General features: G+C 51.8%; 14 protein-coding genes. 5 read left to right on the top strand and 9 right to left on the bottom strand.

Annotated features, from left to right (window positions below):
* Positions 1 to 8 precede the first annotated feature (8 nt).
* The gene (locus EOE65_RS14430) at positions 9 to 617 is read right to left on the bottom strand and encodes an arylesterase (RefSeq protein ID WP_127695029.1); all 609 of its coding nucleotides are present in this window, start codon (positions 615 to 617) and stop codon (positions 9 to 11) included.
* Between EOE65_RS14430 and EOE65_RS14425 the strand changes: the two genes are divergently transcribed.
* Together EOE65_RS14425 and EOE65_RS14420 are read left to right on the top strand one after the other, a co-directional pair.
* Positions 616 to 1,332, top strand: a complete 717-nt coding sequence (locus EOE65_RS14425) for an ABC transporter ATP-binding protein (protein ID WP_127695028.1) — start codon at positions 616 to 618, stop codon at positions 1,330 to 1,332. The genes EOE65_RS14430 and EOE65_RS14425 overlap by 2 nt on opposite strands.
* On the top strand, positions 1,322 to 3,778 hold the full coding sequence (locus EOE65_RS14420; protein WP_127695027.1) for an ABC transporter permease: 2,457 nt from the start codon (positions 1,322 to 1,324) through the stop codon (positions 3,776 to 3,778). The genes EOE65_RS14425 and EOE65_RS14420 overlap by 11 nt, the downstream gene beginning before the upstream one ends.
* A 43-nt stretch (positions 3,779 to 3,821) precedes the next feature.
* Here EOE65_RS14420 and EOE65_RS14415 read toward each other — a convergent pair whose 3' ends face one another.
* Positions 3,822 to 6,824 carry a DUF748 domain-containing protein gene (locus EOE65_RS14415; protein WP_127695026.1) on the bottom strand — a complete coding sequence of 1,001 codons (3,003 nt, stop codon included), beginning with the start codon at positions 6,822 to 6,824 and terminating at the stop codon, positions 3,822 to 3,824.
* A 136-nt stretch (positions 6,825 to 6,960) separates the two neighbouring features.
* On the opposite strand from EOE65_RS14415, the gene EOE65_RS14410 reads away from it, so the two are divergent.
* The gene (locus EOE65_RS14410; protein ID WP_127695025.1) at positions 6,961 to 7,554 is read left to right on the top strand and encodes a hypothetical protein; all 594 of its coding nucleotides are present in this window, start codon (positions 6,961 to 6,963) and stop codon (positions 7,552 to 7,554) included.
* 140 nt (positions 7,555 to 7,694) lie between these two features.
* Complete coding sequence (locus EOE65_RS18365; protein ID WP_276317526.1) at positions 7,695 to 7,817, top strand: hypothetical protein; 123 nt, start codon at positions 7,695 to 7,697, stop codon at positions 7,815 to 7,817.
* A gap of 51 nt (positions 7,818 to 7,868) precedes the next feature.
* On the opposite strand, the gene rpiA is transcribed toward EOE65_RS18365, so the two are convergent.
* On the bottom strand, positions 7,869 to 8,543 hold the full coding sequence (rpiA, locus tag EOE65_RS14405) for a ribose-5-phosphate isomerase RpiA (RefSeq protein WP_127695024.1): 675 nt from the start codon (positions 8,541 to 8,543) through the stop codon (positions 7,869 to 7,871).
* A 187-nt stretch (positions 8,544 to 8,730) separates the two neighbouring features.
* Between rpiA and ilvA the strand changes: the two genes are divergently transcribed.
* Positions 8,731 to 10,248: a threonine ammonia-lyase, biosynthetic gene (gene ilvA / locus EOE65_RS14400; RefSeq protein WP_127695023.1), complete on the top strand. Its 1,518-nt coding sequence runs from the start codon at positions 8,731 to 8,733 to the stop codon at positions 10,246 to 10,248.
* 42 nt (positions 10,249 to 10,290) lie between these two features.
* On the opposite strand, the gene EOE65_RS14395 is transcribed toward ilvA, so the two are convergent.
* From EOE65_RS14395 to EOE65_RS14370, 6 genes are all read right to left on the bottom strand, one after another.
* Positions 10,291 to 10,476 carry a DUF6726 family protein gene (locus EOE65_RS14395; protein WP_127695022.1) on the bottom strand — a complete coding sequence of 62 codons (186 nt, stop codon included), beginning with the start codon at positions 10,474 to 10,476 and terminating at the stop codon, positions 10,291 to 10,293.
* Positions 10,466 to 10,993 carry a hypothetical protein gene (locus EOE65_RS14390; protein WP_127695021.1) on the bottom strand — a complete coding sequence of 176 codons (528 nt, stop codon included), beginning with the start codon at positions 10,991 to 10,993 and terminating at the stop codon, positions 10,466 to 10,468. The genes EOE65_RS14395 and EOE65_RS14390 overlap by 11 nt, the downstream gene beginning before the upstream one ends.
* A gap of 66 nt (positions 10,994 to 11,059) precedes the next feature.
* Positions 11,060 to 11,680 carry a LysE family translocator gene (locus tag EOE65_RS14385; protein WP_127695020.1) on the bottom strand — a complete coding sequence of 207 codons (621 nt, stop codon included), beginning with the start codon at positions 11,678 to 11,680 and terminating at the stop codon, positions 11,060 to 11,062.
* Between the two features lie 198 nt (positions 11,681 to 11,878).
* Positions 11,879 to 13,276 carry a TRAP transporter large permease gene (locus EOE65_RS14380; RefSeq protein WP_127695019.1) on the bottom strand — a complete coding sequence of 466 codons (1,398 nt, stop codon included), beginning with the start codon at positions 13,274 to 13,276 and terminating at the stop codon, positions 11,879 to 11,881.
* A complete protein-coding gene (locus EOE65_RS14375; RefSeq protein WP_127695018.1) occupies positions 13,273 to 13,857 on the bottom strand; it encodes a TRAP transporter small permease in 585 nt (194 codons plus the stop codon). Before EOE65_RS14375 ends, EOE65_RS14380 begins: the two co-directional genes overlap by 4 nt.
* A 161-nt stretch (positions 13,858 to 14,018) precedes the next feature.
* On the bottom strand, positions 14,019 to 15,002 hold the full coding sequence (locus EOE65_RS14370; protein WP_127695017.1) for a TRAP transporter substrate-binding protein: 984 nt from the start codon (positions 15,000 to 15,002) through the stop codon (positions 14,019 to 14,021).
* Positions 15,003 to 15,086: the final 84 nt, after the last annotated feature.

The following is a 15,086-nucleotide window of genomic DNA, read 5'->3' as shown; positions in this document are numbered from 1 at the left end:
TCATCCTCCTAGCCATCGATCATCGGCTTAATGTATGGCCAGACATTCTCTAGCAAAATCGGCTGCGCCTCCGCTGTCGGATGCAAACCGTCTGCCTGCATTAGATCATGATTAAGGGCAACACCCTCTAATAGAAACGGCACGCGCGGGATGCCATACTCATCTGCTAACTCAGAGAACAGATTGTAAAACTTACGCGTGTACGACGGGCCATAGTTGGGCGGCAGCTGAATACCGACAATGATCGGCTGTGCACCCGCCTGCGTACTCATATCTAGTAAGTGCTCAAGGTTTTTTTCGATAATGCGCAGCGGTGTGCCACGCAAGCCATCATTCGCTGCCAGCTCCAGAACTATCCACTGCGGTTGATGTCTCTCCAACAACGCCGGCAAACGCGTCAAACCGCCTTGGGTGGTTTCACCACTGATGCTTGCATTAACAACCGTGATATCGTCGTAACTTTGCTTTAGCCGCGCGTCCAACAGGGCCACCCAGCCTTTCGCGGGGTCGATACCATAGGCTGCGGATAAACTATCACCCAGTACCAGTAGGGTACGTGCCTGAACGCTGCTGCTAACGATCACGGACAGCAGGATGAGGAAACGGATAAATTTCATGACAGAGACAACTCCTTACGCACTTGAAGCCAACCTTCTCGCAAAAACATTCGCAACGCAAACCGAGCCACTAACGCTCTTCGAGAACCTTTCTCTTACGATTGAGCAGGGCGAGAGCGTAGCGATCATTGGCCAATCGGGTGCGGGCAAATCCACACTTCTTAGCCTGTTGGCGGGGCTTGATGAGCCCACTGATGGCTCCATTCGCCTACTTGGCGAAGATATTAATCATTTAGATGATGAAGCGCGTTCACGTTGGCGCGCCACACACCTTAGCTTTATTTTTCAGTCGTTTCATCTGCTGCCTGAACTAACAGCTCAGGAGAACGTGCAACTGCCGCTCGAGATCCGTGGTGATCGCGATGCCGCAGAGCGCGCTCGCACACTGCTCACACAGGTCGGTTTGAAAGAACGCTGTCATCACTACCCCAGCCAACTCTCAGGCGGTGAACAGCAGCGTGTCGCGATTGCTCGTGCGTTCGTCACAGCACCGCACATCCTATTTGCCGATGAACCTACCGGTAATCTAGACACGAAAACCGGTGAAAAGATCATTCATCAGCTCTTTGATATGAATGCGACCCACCAGACAACGCTGATCTTGATCACCCACGACCCAGCCCTAGCCGCGCGTTGCTCGCGCCAATACCGCTTGGAGCAGGGCAAGTTACTCGAAGTATTGCCGCAACAAGAGGTCGCAACGCATGATTGCTAAACTGGCGCGCAGGCAGCTATTTAGCCAATTACGCCGCAGCGATTGGCGAGCTCTGCTGATCTCGATCTTTTTGATGACCAGCTTGATCACCCTGCTGAGCTTAACTGGCGACCGGCTACAAAAAAGCGTGGCGCAGCGCAGCGCTGATTTTCTTGGCGCTGATATGGTACTCAGCAGCAGCCGACCACTGGCTGATACTTGGCAGCAGGATGCCCAAAAACTGGGCCTTCAATCTGCCCCGGTAATCCAGTTTGCCAGCATGACCGAAGCAGGCGACGCGATGTTGCTAGCCTCAATTCGCGCTGTCACACCACCCTATCCGCTGCGCGGCGAGATCACCCTCCAAGAAGCCGCGGCAACCACGCTTCCTGAGCTAGGTAATATTTGGGCTGAGCCTAACGTGTTGAGCCGTTTAGGCATTGAAGTTGGCGATACGCTCCAGATCGGTTACTCCACTTTCACCGTCAGTCACGTGATCACTGCAAGTCCGGACCGCGGCAGCGGCTTTCGCAGCTTCAACCCACAGATCATTATGCGCAGCGAAGACCTTGCTGCAACGGGTGTTATCGCACCGGGTAGCCGCGCACAATATCGGTTACTGCTCGCCGGTGATGCCGATGCACTCGCCACTTTCAAAGCCGAGTCACAAACGCAACTGCAGAGCTGGCAGCGCTTATACGAAGCATCCGGCGATCAACCCACCACCCGCAACGCTATCGGAAACGCTGGGCAGTATCTGCGCTTGAGCGCGCTGTTCGCACTGTTGCTAGGTGCCTTCGCGATCTATTTGAGTATGCGTCGCTTCGCTGCCGATCAACAACAACGCACCGCACTGCTACTGAGCTTAGGTCTGCCACGCGCCAAACTGTTACCCCTGTTTAGCTGGCAGCTCGTGCTAGGCTGGCTGTTGGCTGCGATTCCCGGCACCTTTATCGGTTTAGGGTTACATCAATTGATGATGCTCACGCTGGCGGACCTGCTGCCCAAGCCGCTCCCAGCTGTTGATCTTTTTGCACTCTTTAGCAGCGCAGCGCTTGCCGGTGCAGTCTTAATGCTGGCGGGCTTAACCACCCTGCTACCGCTGGGTAAAGCATCGATTCTCAGTTTGTTTAACCCGAACAGCGACAGCACGTTTGCTCAGAATAAGCGCCTCTATTGGATTCTGCCGCCGGGGCTATTCTTGCTGATGGTGCTCTTTGTTGAATCCGTTGTACTAGCGGCGCTGCTAAGCGTAACGCTTCTGCTGGCGGGTTGGTTAGCAGGCTGGGTGGTACAACGCTTAATTCACCATGCGTGCAGTCTTCTCAAAGGGCGTCTACGTTTGATGCCGCTGCTTACACTGCGCATCCGCCAGCAGCGCCAATGGCATCGTGTGCAAGGTGGTGTATTGGTACTCCTGTTAACGCTTATGACCGTGCTGTTCTTTGCGCGCCAAGATCTATTGCAGCAATGGCAAAGCCAACTGCCCGCCGACACGCCTAACCGCTTTGTTATCAATATCCAACCATGGGAGAAAGACGGCGTCACCGAGTGGCTAGCGGAGCAGCAGATCGATAGCCAGCTCTACCCTATGATTCGGGGCCGCATCACCAGTATTAACGGGGTTGATAAAGATGACGCGTTTACACCCACTCAGCTAGAACACAACACGCTGAATCGCGAGCTAAACCTCACCTTCACCGATGCCATTCCAGCGCACAATACACTGGAGGCGGGCGCCTGGAGTGATGCCAAAGAGTCGATATCGGTTGAGCAGTCGATGGCAACAGATCTGGGTTTGCAGCTGGGTGATACGCTCGGATTTCAAGTGGGCAGCGAGACCTTTACTGGCCGCATCACGAGTATTCGCGGCGTTGAATGGGCATCGTTCCGACCCAACTTCTATGTGATCTTCTCGCCCGGCGTGATCGACGCCTTACCGGCCACCTATATCACGAGCTTCCGCTTGGATAGTTCGCAACAAGGCGTCTCGAAAACACTACTGAGTGATTTCCCGACCCTAACGGTGATCGATATCGAGCAGCTACTCGCCCAAGCGCAAGAACTGATCAGCAAGCTAAGCGATAGCGCTTCGATGATTATGGTGCTGACACTGCTAAGCGGTTTGGTGCTCATCATCACGATTGTGCAACAAGACTTAGTCAAGCGCCGCTTTGAGGTGGCACTGCTGCGCACGATGGGCGCAACCGAGCGCCAAACCCGCCAGTTGGATATGCTGGAATATTGCATGATCGGCTGCGCGAGTGGTTTGGTTGCGTGTTTTATCAGCGAAGGGTTACTGGCTCTGATCTACCAGCAGTTGCTAAAGATCACCCCGCAATGGCACCCGTTGCTTTGGTTATGCGTTCCGGCGATTGCCGTGCTTTTGCTAACCATCACCGGGCGATTAGTGCGCAAACCTCTGCCACTCCCCACCAGCTACACATTGCTTAAAAGCGGCAGCTAAACTCACAAAAATAAAGGGGCCTCAGGCCCCTTTCTATTGTTTGTTACAACGCTAACGCAACCCCCGGCGTTAACTCTGCGTTCTTCGTATTCGGCACGGCAAAGCAGCTAAACAACTGCTTCTGCGGCACGCCCTGTTTCAGCAACATATCCATAACGGTTTCGCCACGTTCACCCGCGAGCACTTGAAGCTTATCCGTCACTATTTCATCAAGCTGTTCGGCAGTTAGTGGCTTTTCACGCTTTTTGTTCATCTTTTCAAGTTCAGGCAGCAGTGCTTGTTTATCTGCTAAAACCGCGTTTCCGCACACATTCAAGCGCAGTGCATCACGCTCTTTGAGCATCCCTGAGATTTTCGCAACGTAATCGCTAGCGTCTGCATTAGGCTGGTTTTCACCCGCCACAAACCCAACCGGTGCCAGATTGATAAACGCCCCGGACTGGCTGGCATCGATCGCCGTTTTAGCAATGGAGATCAGCGCCCCATATGGCTGAAGTGACTTGGTAAGGAAGCTAAACGCAGCCTGCTTGAGGCCCTTTTTCGCGAGCCGCTCAACAATACTCTGATAGCCAAACTTAGGGTCGTTCAAGGAGCCTTCAACGGGCAGATCTAGCTTGATATTATCGTTGCCGTCTTCAAGCACCGCGATGGCGGTGCCTAATGGCATACTCAACTGCTGGTTGAACTTACCGGTCGCGCTATTTTGTGCGGGCTGCACTTCGATACGGCGCAGGTCGATCTGATTCGTGCCTGACAGCTCACTCTTTTTCAATGTGACATCACTAGCAAAGTTCATCTGGCCACTTTGTAGGTAGTAGCCGATAAACTTTCCGGCGTACGGGCTGATCACTGGTAGCTGCATGTTGTTAAGTTCTAGCTTCCAGTTGCCATTTTTATCTGCGCCAAACAGGTTTAGCTTGCCATCCACCGCCAGTGAAGCACGCTTGTTGATCGTGGCTTTGGCACTAAACTGGCTTTGCTGCTCCGAGCCGGTATCAATATTGGCGATATTCAGCGCGGTAATGCTCGCTTCAGACTGAAAACGTGGCGCCACGCTATTGTCCGCAAAACGCACCAGATTTGTATCAGCCAGGCTGACTTTTCCGATACGCACGGTCATGCCTGCATCGTTGTTGTCGGATTTAACGCCCTTCTCGGGTGCGGCGCTAGGGCCCGATAGCGTTGCCAACGCCGCTTGTAAGCGCTCAACCTCTTTGATCGCTTGCGCTTTAGTGACCGTGACTTCGGTCGTCATTTGATTGATCACAATGGACTCAATAACAAGCCGCGCTAGCTCAGTCATACTGAACTGCGCGATATCAATACTGCCCGCTGCCACCATGGGCGCTGAGCCCTCTTGGTAGTTCGCTTTTAGATTTGCCAAGCGGATACGGTCCGCACTGATCATCTTGGCATCATAATAGCCATTGCTCAGCGCCAGTTGATCCAGTGAGGCAAGCGTTAAGGGTGCTTTATCTGCCGCTACATAGAGCTGTTCAAGCGCGACATCGGCCGCCGTAATTTTGGGTGCGGTGGGTGACATCTCGTTGAGCTGCGCCTTGAGAGTGGCACTATCAGTGCGCACCACCAGCCCCGTTGTTTGACTAAGATCTAGCCCCTTGAGGCGAATGTCAGGAGTAGCACTAATCGTTGCTAGCTCCGCTTCCCGCCAAGCGAGTTCAGTTTGAGAGCGGATATCAGCGCCAGCCATTTTCAGCTGCAACGCTGGTTGCGATAACGATAGCCCCGCTAATGCGGCATCAATCGCCGCAGTCACTTGCTGTGGTCCGCCCTCCCCTAATGTCACCGACAACGGCCCTTGCTGGCGAACGCTGTCCAACTGCAGCGCCATCTCACCCTGCTGTAAGCTTAGCGTTTGTACATCTAGCGCTGTACCCAGCGTTATACGCTGTGGGCCTTGCTTACCAAAATCGAGCGTTAGCGGACCTTGCTGCGTGAGGCTCTTTGCGCTCAGTTGTAGTCCCGGTTGAGTCAGATCGAGCTGACCCAAGCTAACCGTCTGCGGGCCTTTTACCTGCTTAAGCTGACCATTGGCAAAAGCCATGGCGATATCACCTCGCCACCCCAGTTTGGCCAGTGTCAGGTCAAGCGCGTCATCCTGCTGCAATGCCACACCATTTGATTGGATTCGCCCGGCTAAGGTGATCTTCTCTGGTGCGGCGTCTTTAAGATCAACGACCCCTTTACCTGCCCATGTCAGCACTTGGTCTTTGGCTGATAGACCCTCGTCCTGCCAGCGAAAGCCCGTTACCTTGATATCACCGGTATGCTCAATGCGGCCGCTCAGATCGGTGAGATCCACTTTAACAGAGAGGTTCGTCGTCAAGGTTCCTTTTAGTTGCGGCACCCACGGCGCAGCGACGCTTTCTAACGGGAACTGATCCAACTTTAGGGATAAGGTAGATACCTTTTGCGCAGGCAGTGGCGTAGCTTCACTCTCAATATCAAACGAAGAGCCGTTCAAGGTGCCTTTCAGTTGCAGCGCTGTCGTCGCTTGCTCATCCCATTGCAACAACGAATTCAGTTCGGCCGTTTCGATAAACAGGCTCTGCTTATACGGCGGAATATCCAGCGCCCAAACCAACGAATCGATCGCAACAGACTGAATACCAAAGCGCCATGCCGATGGCTCGTCGCTCGCGGTAGTATCGGGGCTCTCTGGTTTATCGTCTGACAATGCACTTAAGTTGATCGGCCCAAGCCATAGATCATCTTGCTTTTGATACAGCCCTGTTTGCACCTCTTTCACAGCAAGGTGCTTAACGAGTACGCGTTGCTCAAACAGCGCTTTGTAATCGATGCCCAGATCCAGCTGTCCAACATTAATCGGAGGCGCATCAGGAGCGGTCGCGGAAAGCTTCGTAAGAGCGATAGAGCCATCAAACCAGTTGATATTAATCGCTTCAAAATGCGCCTCCTGCGCACCGTGGTCCCGCAACCAAATCACCACTTGGTCACGCACCAAGTATGGCAGCGTATGTAACCCAAGTAAGACGATGACAATAAGCGATAACAGTAGCTTCATATAAATCCTTTGCTCACAAAAGCAGTTTTCTCAACCTTGATCGTTTGCCGAATACTTACAACTTAAGCGCTAGCGCCATCACACGCGCTACCCGCTAAGCTAGCGTGTAACCTAACAGCATCCTTGCACCGATACGATGAAATTTAAACCTCTTTCCCTAACACCAAACGCTACGTGGTTCTGGCTGATGCTGGGCTTAATGCTCTGGCAACCGTCACTCCAAGCTGTACCAAAACAGGCCTGGCACCACCAAGTCACCATTCGTTACGCAGCTGAGGATAATCAGATCTTTGTTGATCCTGAGAGCGCCGCTAAGCTCAAGCGCTACCATAGCCAATACCTGCGCGAACCGATGTACGAGGATTACCTATACGTCGTTCTACTGACTCTGTTGGGGGAGCAGGAGTTTCAACGCCTCTTCAAAAATTTAGGCGGCGGCTTTGTACCGATACAAGTGCGCGAGCCCTTCTTAATTATGAAGGGCACTCGCGACCACTGTGGCGGCTTACAGGAGGGGCTCATTATGGTGGACACCACTACCGGCCACGTTTTCACAGCACGATACGCCGTTGATCAATTCTATATCGCCACTACAACAGACGCCGCAACCCCGCTGCCTAGCTATCTGGAGCGCTGGGTGCTGCGTATTTTGAATGCCAATGGCCCACGCGAGAAACCATCGCGCAATAAAGTGCTACTACAGAAAATGGCGGGAGATTGGTGCCTTTGAAAGGCTTGGCTCTAGACCCGAATAACATTACAAAAAGAAGGGATATAACCTAACGCTATAAAACCCTCACTTTTACTGCTAAGATTCCGCCCAAAAAAAATACAGTTCTATGCAATTAACAAATTATCAGGGTGAATTTTATGGCAGATCATGATGAAAACTTTCGTGACTCAGCAAGCTTTGGCTGGGTAGCGGTCAACCTAGTGGCCATGCTTTGGGTCACTATGCCGGTCAGCATCGCACTTGTTAAAATCGTGCAGTGAAATGAAAAAAACCGCGTTAAACGCGGTTTTTTCTTATCTAGGCGCGACAACTTAAGAAAGCTTAATCGTCTCGACACCACGCTCCGTGCCCATCAATACAATATTCGCACCGCGATTCGCGAAAAGACCGCACGTCACCACACCCACTACATTGTTTAAAGTGCGCTCTAGCTCTTTCGGATTGACGATATCGAGATGGTGTACATCCAGAATTTCATTGCCGTTATCCGTTACAAAGCCCTCACGATAGACCGGCATCCCTTCCAGCTTAACAATTTCACGTGCCACGTAAGAGCGCGCCATCGGTATCACCTCGATCGGCAATGGAAAATCGCCCAATACGTCGACTTTTTTGCTCGCATCAACAATACAAACAAACTCCTTTGCCACGGCCGCAACGATCTTCTCGCGTGTTAAGGCACCGCCTCCGCCTTTGACTAGGTTTAGGTGGCCATCAAACTCATCAGCGCCATCAACATACACATCCAGTACGTTTGCTTCGTTCAAGTCATACACCGTGATTCCGTGCGCTTTAAGGCGCTCAGCTGTAGCTTCAGAGCTTGCCACGGCACCATCAAATAGGTGCTTCACCTTCGCCAAGGCGTCGATAAAGAAGTTAGCCGTTGAGCCCGTTCCGACACCAACAACCGAGTCGCTAGAAAGCTTAGGCTGTATGTAATCAACGGCAGCCTGTGCGACCGCTTGCTTCATCTCATCTTGTGTCATGCTGTTTTCTCACTTGAAGGTTGGCTTTAGTCGAAATTATACGCGCCATTGCGTCGCGCTTGTAGACGAATAGCAGCGCAACTTGTACGATTTCTGATCCCCTCGCTTTTGCTCAAGGCTGCGGGGCTATTGGTCTACTTAACTGTGCCGCGGTGCAGTCCATTATTACTACAAAGAATCTCCTATCATGCCGCATAGATACATCAAGAAAATACTGCAGGCTCGCGTCTATGACGTAGCCGTAAAAACGCCGCTGTCACCCGCACGCGGCCTGTCTGAACGTCTGAATAACCGCGTACTGCTCAAGCGCGAAGATGAGCAGCCGGTATTCTCTTTCAAAATTCGTGGCGCATACAACAAAATGATTCAGCTGACCGAAGCTGAAAAAGCACGCGGTGTGGTTGCCGCATCCGCTGGTAACCATGCACAAGGGTTAGCGATGGCTGCACAGCGCTTGGGCGTTGATGCGACTATTGTGATGCCAAAAACAACCCCTGATGTGAAGGTCAACAATGTGCGCCGCTTAGGTGGACGCGTTGTCCTGCACGGCGATGCGTTCGATGACGCCTCCAAACTGGCGCAAGAGCTGGTGGAGAAAGAGGGTAAAACGTATGTCCACCCCTTTGATGACCCCGATGTTATCGCAGGTCAGGGCACCGTCGGCATGGAGATTATTGAGCAGGAATCTGGCCCTATTGAAGCTATTTTCATCCCAGTAGGAGGTGGTGGCCTTATCGCAGGCGTCGCGACATACATTAAATATGTTCGCCCTGGTATCAAAGTGATCGGCGTTGAGTCAGAAGACTCTGCTTGCTTGAAGCTAGCGATGGACAGTGGCGAGCGTCTTACCCTATCTCAGGTTGGCATCTTCGCCGATGGCGTTGCGGTGGCGCAAATTGGCGCAAATACCTACGAGATGTGTAAAGAGTTTGTCGATGACGTGATCACGGTAACAACCGATGAGATCTGCGCGGCGATCAAAGATATCTATGACGATACCCGCTCTATCTGTGAGCCAGCGGGTGCGCTGGGTGTAGCCGGTCTAAAAAAATATGCGCAGACGCATAACCTTGAAGACAAAACACTGGTGGCGATCAACTCCGGTGCCAACGTCAACTTCGACCGCTTGCGCCACATCGCTGAGCGCTCGGAGCTGGGTGAAAAGCGTGAAGCGATCATCGCTGCGAAGATCCCTGAAAAACCCGGCAGCTTCCGTAAATTCTGTGCAGCACTGGGCAAGCGTAACATTACCGAATTCAACTACCGCTATAGCAGCGATAGCGAAGCCGTCGTATTTGCAGGCGTTCAGATCCGCGCCAACAATGACGGTAAAGCGGAGCTACTCGCCGAGATGCAAGAGCATATTGGTGAAGTGGTTGACCTTACGGATAACGAATCAGCCAAGCTACACGTGCGTTATATGGTAGGTGGCCATGCTCCCAAGAGCGTCACCAATGAAGTGGTCTATCGCTTTGAGTTTCCAGAACGCCCAGGCGCTTTGATGAAATTCCTCAGCACCTTAGGCGGGCGTTGGAATATCTCGATGTTCCATTACAGGAACCATGGTGCAGCATACGGGCGCGTATTGGTGGGGATGCAGGTTCCTGAAGAGGAGCGCGACGAAGTTCAGCACTATCTCAATGAGATCGGTTACAACTTCTGGGAAGAGACCGACAACCCCGCGTATCAGCTCTTCTTACAGTAACAAAAGCAGCCACAAAAAAGCTCCCCGATGGGAGCTCTTTTATTAGATCGGTATTGTATCGATACCATCTGCCACGGTATCGATACTCTCATCTATCGGGTCACCTATCACGGGAACCACTGAAATCACAGCACCGCCGATACGCATGGGTACCGTCACAACTTTTGTTAAGACACACCCTTGTAGACACAAGGCAAAACTCAACACTAGCAACAGTTTAACTTTCATAGCTTGATGACTCGACCGTATGCGGAATCTCAGGAGAGTGCTGAAAAGCGGTGGTAAAAAACGCCTTAACAGTAAAGATCAGTAGCGCTGTTAGCCCCCAGATCAATCCGGTAATAACGCCTAGATCCACCACACCGCGCCAAGGCTGCTCCAATTTATGCACGAGGAGCACCATTAAAATGATGCCAAATGTTAGGCAGTAGGTGACCAACATACGGCGGCGCTCGATAGTGAAGAAGCCCATACAAAACAGCGGCGCCAACACTAACCGAACGGGGGTGGTATGTTTGGATAGATAATGAATGCGCGCCGCGACACGTGGAGCCCACGCTTTTTGGAACCCGCGGTAGCCTTCAGCAAAGCCCATAAACACGATGCTAAATGCCATGGCCAACCAATGATGCCACTCCAAAGGGTAGTTAAAGGTTTGTAAGCCAATATAACCCAAACGAACAACGGCGCTGCCGATCAGCAAAAAGATACCGACAAAGCCCCATAGTGCTGCTATGTAACCCACCTGAACACTTGCTCCACTGTCACCATTAGCAAAGCCAACAGTATACCCTTTTGCACTTGCACAGTGTTAGCCGAACGCTAACCAGACACCCACAACCATCATTAGGCTACCTGCGATACGATTCATCAGCTTCACATTGCCACGATCCATCAGCAGATGGCTCAACGCTTTTCCACCACTGGCGTAGATCAGCAAACAGATAAACTCCAAGAGCAGAATCATCAGAATAAGCACCGCCAGTTGAGGCGCAAGTGGCGCATTCTGATCTAGAAACGGCGGCAGTAACGTCACAAAAAAAGCCCACCCCTTAGGGTTGGCGATCGCCGTAACAAAGCCATTGAGCGCTAGTTGAAAGTTGCCTTGCACCACAACTTCGGAACCAGGCTCTGGCATCACCAGCTTGCCCTTTGACTGCCACATCTGGATACCTAACCACAGCAGATAAGCACCACCACCCAGCTTTAAAATCACGAAGGCCTCTGGGAACTTGAGCATCAGTGTTGCCACACCCAAAGCTGCCGCAGCCGCCACCAAGCCGACGCCGAGCAACTCACCCCACATCATATGCAAACTGCGGCGCACACCAATCGACATTCCTAAACTCAGCGCCAACGTCATGCACATACCCGGCGTAATTGAGACAAAAAAGAAGGTTGGAATAAACAAAGACAGCAGCGCGTAAGACATCAGCCCAGCCCTAAAGAGTTACAGTTACGATTTAAAAACCGCACGGTAACAGCTCATCGATATGGGCACTATAAAAAAGTTGCGCATTTCTCAGAAATAACAGGCAAAAAAAAACCACCGCACAGGCGGTGGTCAAAGCACTATTTAACGAGCTGCAAGCCAGATGAGACGCTCGCTTGCAGCGGTGCAGAAACGGTTTTAGTAACCTTTTAGGTGATCGATATACTCCGGCAGGAACAACGAGATCTGCGGAACGTACGTGATCAACATCAAGAAGCCCAACAGCAAGCAGAGCCATGGTAAGCAGGCTTTGATTACCCAGACCATGTTCTGGCCTGTGATACCCGCCGTCACGAAGAGGTTCAGCCCCACAGGCGGTGTTAGCATCCCGATCTCCATGTTCACAACCATGATGATACCTAGGTGAATAGGATCAATGCCTAGCTGCGTCGCGATTGGGAACAAGATTGGCGCCATAATCAACAGAATCGCTGATGGCTCCATAAAGTTACCCGCAATCAACAGCAGAATGTTCATCACAATCAAGAAGCCCCAAGCTGGTAAGCCCCAAGCGATGATCTGCTCAGCAATGGTGTGTGGAATACGTTCAGTCGTTAGAACGTGCGCAAACAGCATCGCATTCGCAATGATGAACAACAGCATCATCGATACTTTTGCGGCATCCAAAATTGTCTTACGTACCTCGGGATCAAAGGACGACTTTGGAAACGCCAGCAACATTTGGACGGTATTTCGCACCACCGCTTTTGGCAGCGCTTCGCCCTCGTGACGCCAAGGGACGTTCTTCAACGGACCAATATCGCGATAGCCCATCACCGCAATCAGGTAACCGTAAACGGCCGCAACCGCTGCAGCTTCTGTTGGCGAGGCAATACCACCGTAGATAGAGCCCAGCACGATGATGATCAACATCAAACCGCCCAGAGCAATCAAGCCTGACTTAGCCAGCGCACGGAAACCTGGGAACGGTTGTGATGGCAAACCTTTGATGCGTGCCACGATATAGATCGCCACCATCAAGATTAAGCCCATCATCAGACCCGGAATAAAGCCTGCCATAAACATACGCGACGCTGACACTTCCGTTGCAGCCGCATATACCAGCATGACGATCGATGGCGGAATCAAGATACCCAGCGTACCGGCATTCGCGATCACACCCGCCGCAAAGGCTTGCGGATAACCTGCACGCACCATACCAGCGATAACGATGGTACCGATCGCCGCCACAGTAGCCGGAGACGAACCAGATACCGCTGCAAACAGCATACATGCCATAACAGAGGCCATCGCCAAGCCGCCACGAATATGGCCGACAGAATCAACCGCGAAGTTGATCAAGCGCTTCGCAACACCGCCCGTCGATAAGAAAGCAGACGACAAAATAAAGAAAGGAATCGCCAAGAGCGTGTAGTGCTCAGAGGTTGCTTCAAAAAGTTTTAACGCAATAGAAGCCAGCGAGTCATTGGAAAACAATAGGATCGTCGTCACTGAGGACAAACCAAGCGCAACCGCGATAGGCATCCCCATAAACATGCATGCGAATAGCACGAAAAACAGCACGGCAATGGTCATTTTTTGTTCTCCTTCGGCTGATCATTGTTGGCAGCATCAGAACCGATAGCCGTCTCTTTAAGCTCGTTCGCAAGCTCCATGGACTCTTCAGCTTCATCGGCAAAGTGGAAGCCATCTGCCTGACGAGTGACCACTTTCCACCCCAGCTGCAAAAAGCGCACAATGAGCAACACAAAGCCGATCACGAGAATAGTCATCGGGATCCACTTGGGTACGGGTAGATCCTCAAGCTCGATACCGATCATCTTCATTTTGCTCAGATAGATCCAAGAGCCGTACAAGAACAAGCCGCAGTACACTAGACACAGCGCAACCGCGAGTAGGGTAAAGAAGCGATGAGGTCCGCTAGGTAGCATCTTTACGAAAACGTCAACGCCGATATGGGCACCTACTTTTACCCCGTAAGATGCACCAAACAGAACAAACCAAGCAGCAATCAGCAAGGTCACTTCCTGTGCCCAATGGATACCTGCGTTAAAACCAAACCGGGCTACCACTTCGGCAAACACCAGTAAGGTCATCGACACTAGAAGCAGCGATAAAAACCCTTCCTCTAGCTTTGTCACGAGATTACGTACCATAACAACCCCCGCAACGACTCACGTCGTTCAGATTAAAAAAGAAGATCCACAGGACAGCTCCCTCTCAGGATACTGAAGCTCTCCTCTGGAAAGCCCGAGGTGTTGGGTAGCGCAGCCGCGCTACCCAACGATCTAGACGCGCACAACCGTGCGCAGGCTGATTAGTTGTTCGCAGCTTCTGCCGCTTTGATCTGATCAGCACCGATTTCGCTTTCGAACTGCTTCCAAACAGGACGCATCGCTTCAACCCACTGAGCACGCTCAGCATCAGTCAGCTCAAGCACTTCAGAGCGCTTAGATGCGATGATCTTCTGCTTATCAGAATCCGCTTTTTCTGCCGCGATACCGTTACCGTATTTGATCGCTTCATTCAGGGCTTTCTGGATCTCAGCTTTCAGGTCATCGTCCAGACCCATCCAGAACTCAGCCGATGTCACAACAAGGTAATCCAGCACACCGTGGTTGGATTCAGTGATGTATGGCTGCACTTCGAAGAACTTCTTCGAAAAGATGTTCGACCAGGTGTTTTCTTGGCCATCAATCGCTTTGGTTTGTAGCAGGGTGAATACTTCAGAGAATGGCTTTTTCAAAGGTACCGCATCAACCGCCTCAAACTGCGCTTGCAGTACGTCAGATGTCATGATGCGGAACTTCTTACCCGCCGCATCAGCCGGTGTTTTTAGCGGCTGGCTTGCAGACAGTTGCTTCATACCGTTATGCAGGTAACCTAGACCGACAAGGCCCTTCTTGCGCAGTGAGCCCAGCAGCTCTTGGCCTTCTGGACCATTCTGGAAGCGCTCAACTGCGTCCATATCTTTGAATAGGAAAGGTAGATCGAAGATCTGTAGTTTCTTCGTGTATTTCTGGAACTTAGACAGTGAAGGTGCAGCCATCTGCACATCACCTAGCAACATCGCTTCAAGAACTTTGTTGTCGCCAAATAGCTGAGAGTTAGGGAAAACTTTAACTTCCACTTTACCCGGCAGGCGCGCTTCAACCAGCTCTTTAAATTTCAGTGCCATCTGGCCTTTTGGGGTGTTTTCCGCCACAACGTGGGAAAATTTGATCTCAACAGGTGCAGCAACAGCAGCTTGGGCTCCGAGAGCCAGTGCAATGGAAGTCACCGCGGCAGTTAATAAACGCATAACGCTTCTCCTAATTTTTGGATTTATTCAGATTGTTGCGCTGTGGCGCAGCGTGATACGTCTCATCAAATCACGCTGTCCCCC

Source organism: Neptunomonas marina (genome assembly GCF_004005935.1).
In the GTDB taxonomy this organism is placed as follows: Bacteria; Pseudomonadota; Gammaproteobacteria; order Pseudomonadales; family Balneatricaceae; genus Neptunomonas; species Neptunomonas marina.
The sequence above is the reverse complement of the archived record's forward strand: the minus strand, read 5'-3'. Positions and strand labels throughout refer to the sequence as shown.

Excerpts from the sequence above, each read along its gene's own strand:
- EOE65_RS14425 (WP_127695028.1), top strand. The coding sequence starts at position 616 with ATGACAGAGACAACTCCTTACGCACTTGAAGCCAACCTTCTCGCAAAA.
- rpiA (WP_127695024.1), bottom strand. The coding sequence starts at position 8,543 with ATGACACAAGATGAGATGAAGCAAGCGGTCGCACAGGCTGCCGTTGAT.
- EOE65_RS14385 (WP_127695020.1), bottom strand. The coding sequence starts at position 11,680 with ATGTCTTACGCGCTGCTGTCTTTGTTTATTCCAACCTTCTTTTTTGTC.
- EOE65_RS14395 (WP_127695022.1), bottom strand. The coding sequence starts at position 10,476 with ATGAAAGTTAAACTGTTGCTAGTGTTGAGTTTTGCCTTGTGTCTACAA.
- EOE65_RS14430 (WP_127695029.1), bottom strand. The coding sequence starts at position 617 with ATGAAATTTATCCGTTTCCTCATCCTGCTGTCCGTGATCGTTAGCAGC.
- EOE65_RS14370 (WP_127695017.1), bottom strand. The coding sequence starts at position 15,002 with ATGCGTTTATTAACTGCCGCGGTGACTTCCATTGCACTGGCTCTCGGA.
- EOE65_RS14375 (WP_127695018.1), bottom strand. The coding sequence starts at position 13,857 with ATGGTACGTAATCTCGTGACAAAGCTAGAGGAAGGGTTTTTATCGCTG.
- ilvA (WP_127695023.1), top strand. The coding sequence starts at position 8,731 with ATGCCGCATAGATACATCAAGAAAATACTGCAGGCTCGCGTCTATGAC.
- EOE65_RS18365 (WP_276317526.1), top strand. The coding sequence starts at position 7,695 with ATGGCAGATCATGATGAAAACTTTCGTGACTCAGCAAGCTTTGGCTGG.
- EOE65_RS14410 (WP_127695025.1), top strand. The coding sequence starts at position 6,961 with ATGAAATTTAAACCTCTTTCCCTAACACCAAACGCTACGTGGTTCTGG.
- EOE65_RS14380 (WP_127695019.1), bottom strand. The coding sequence starts at position 13,276 with ATGACCATTGCCGTGCTGTTTTTCGTGCTATTCGCATGCATGTTTATG.
- EOE65_RS14420 (WP_127695027.1), top strand. The coding sequence starts at position 1,322 with ATGATTGCTAAACTGGCGCGCAGGCAGCTATTTAGCCAATTACGCCGC.
- EOE65_RS14415 (WP_127695026.1), bottom strand. The coding sequence starts at position 6,824 with ATGAAGCTACTGTTATCGCTTATTGTCATCGTCTTACTTGGGTTACAT.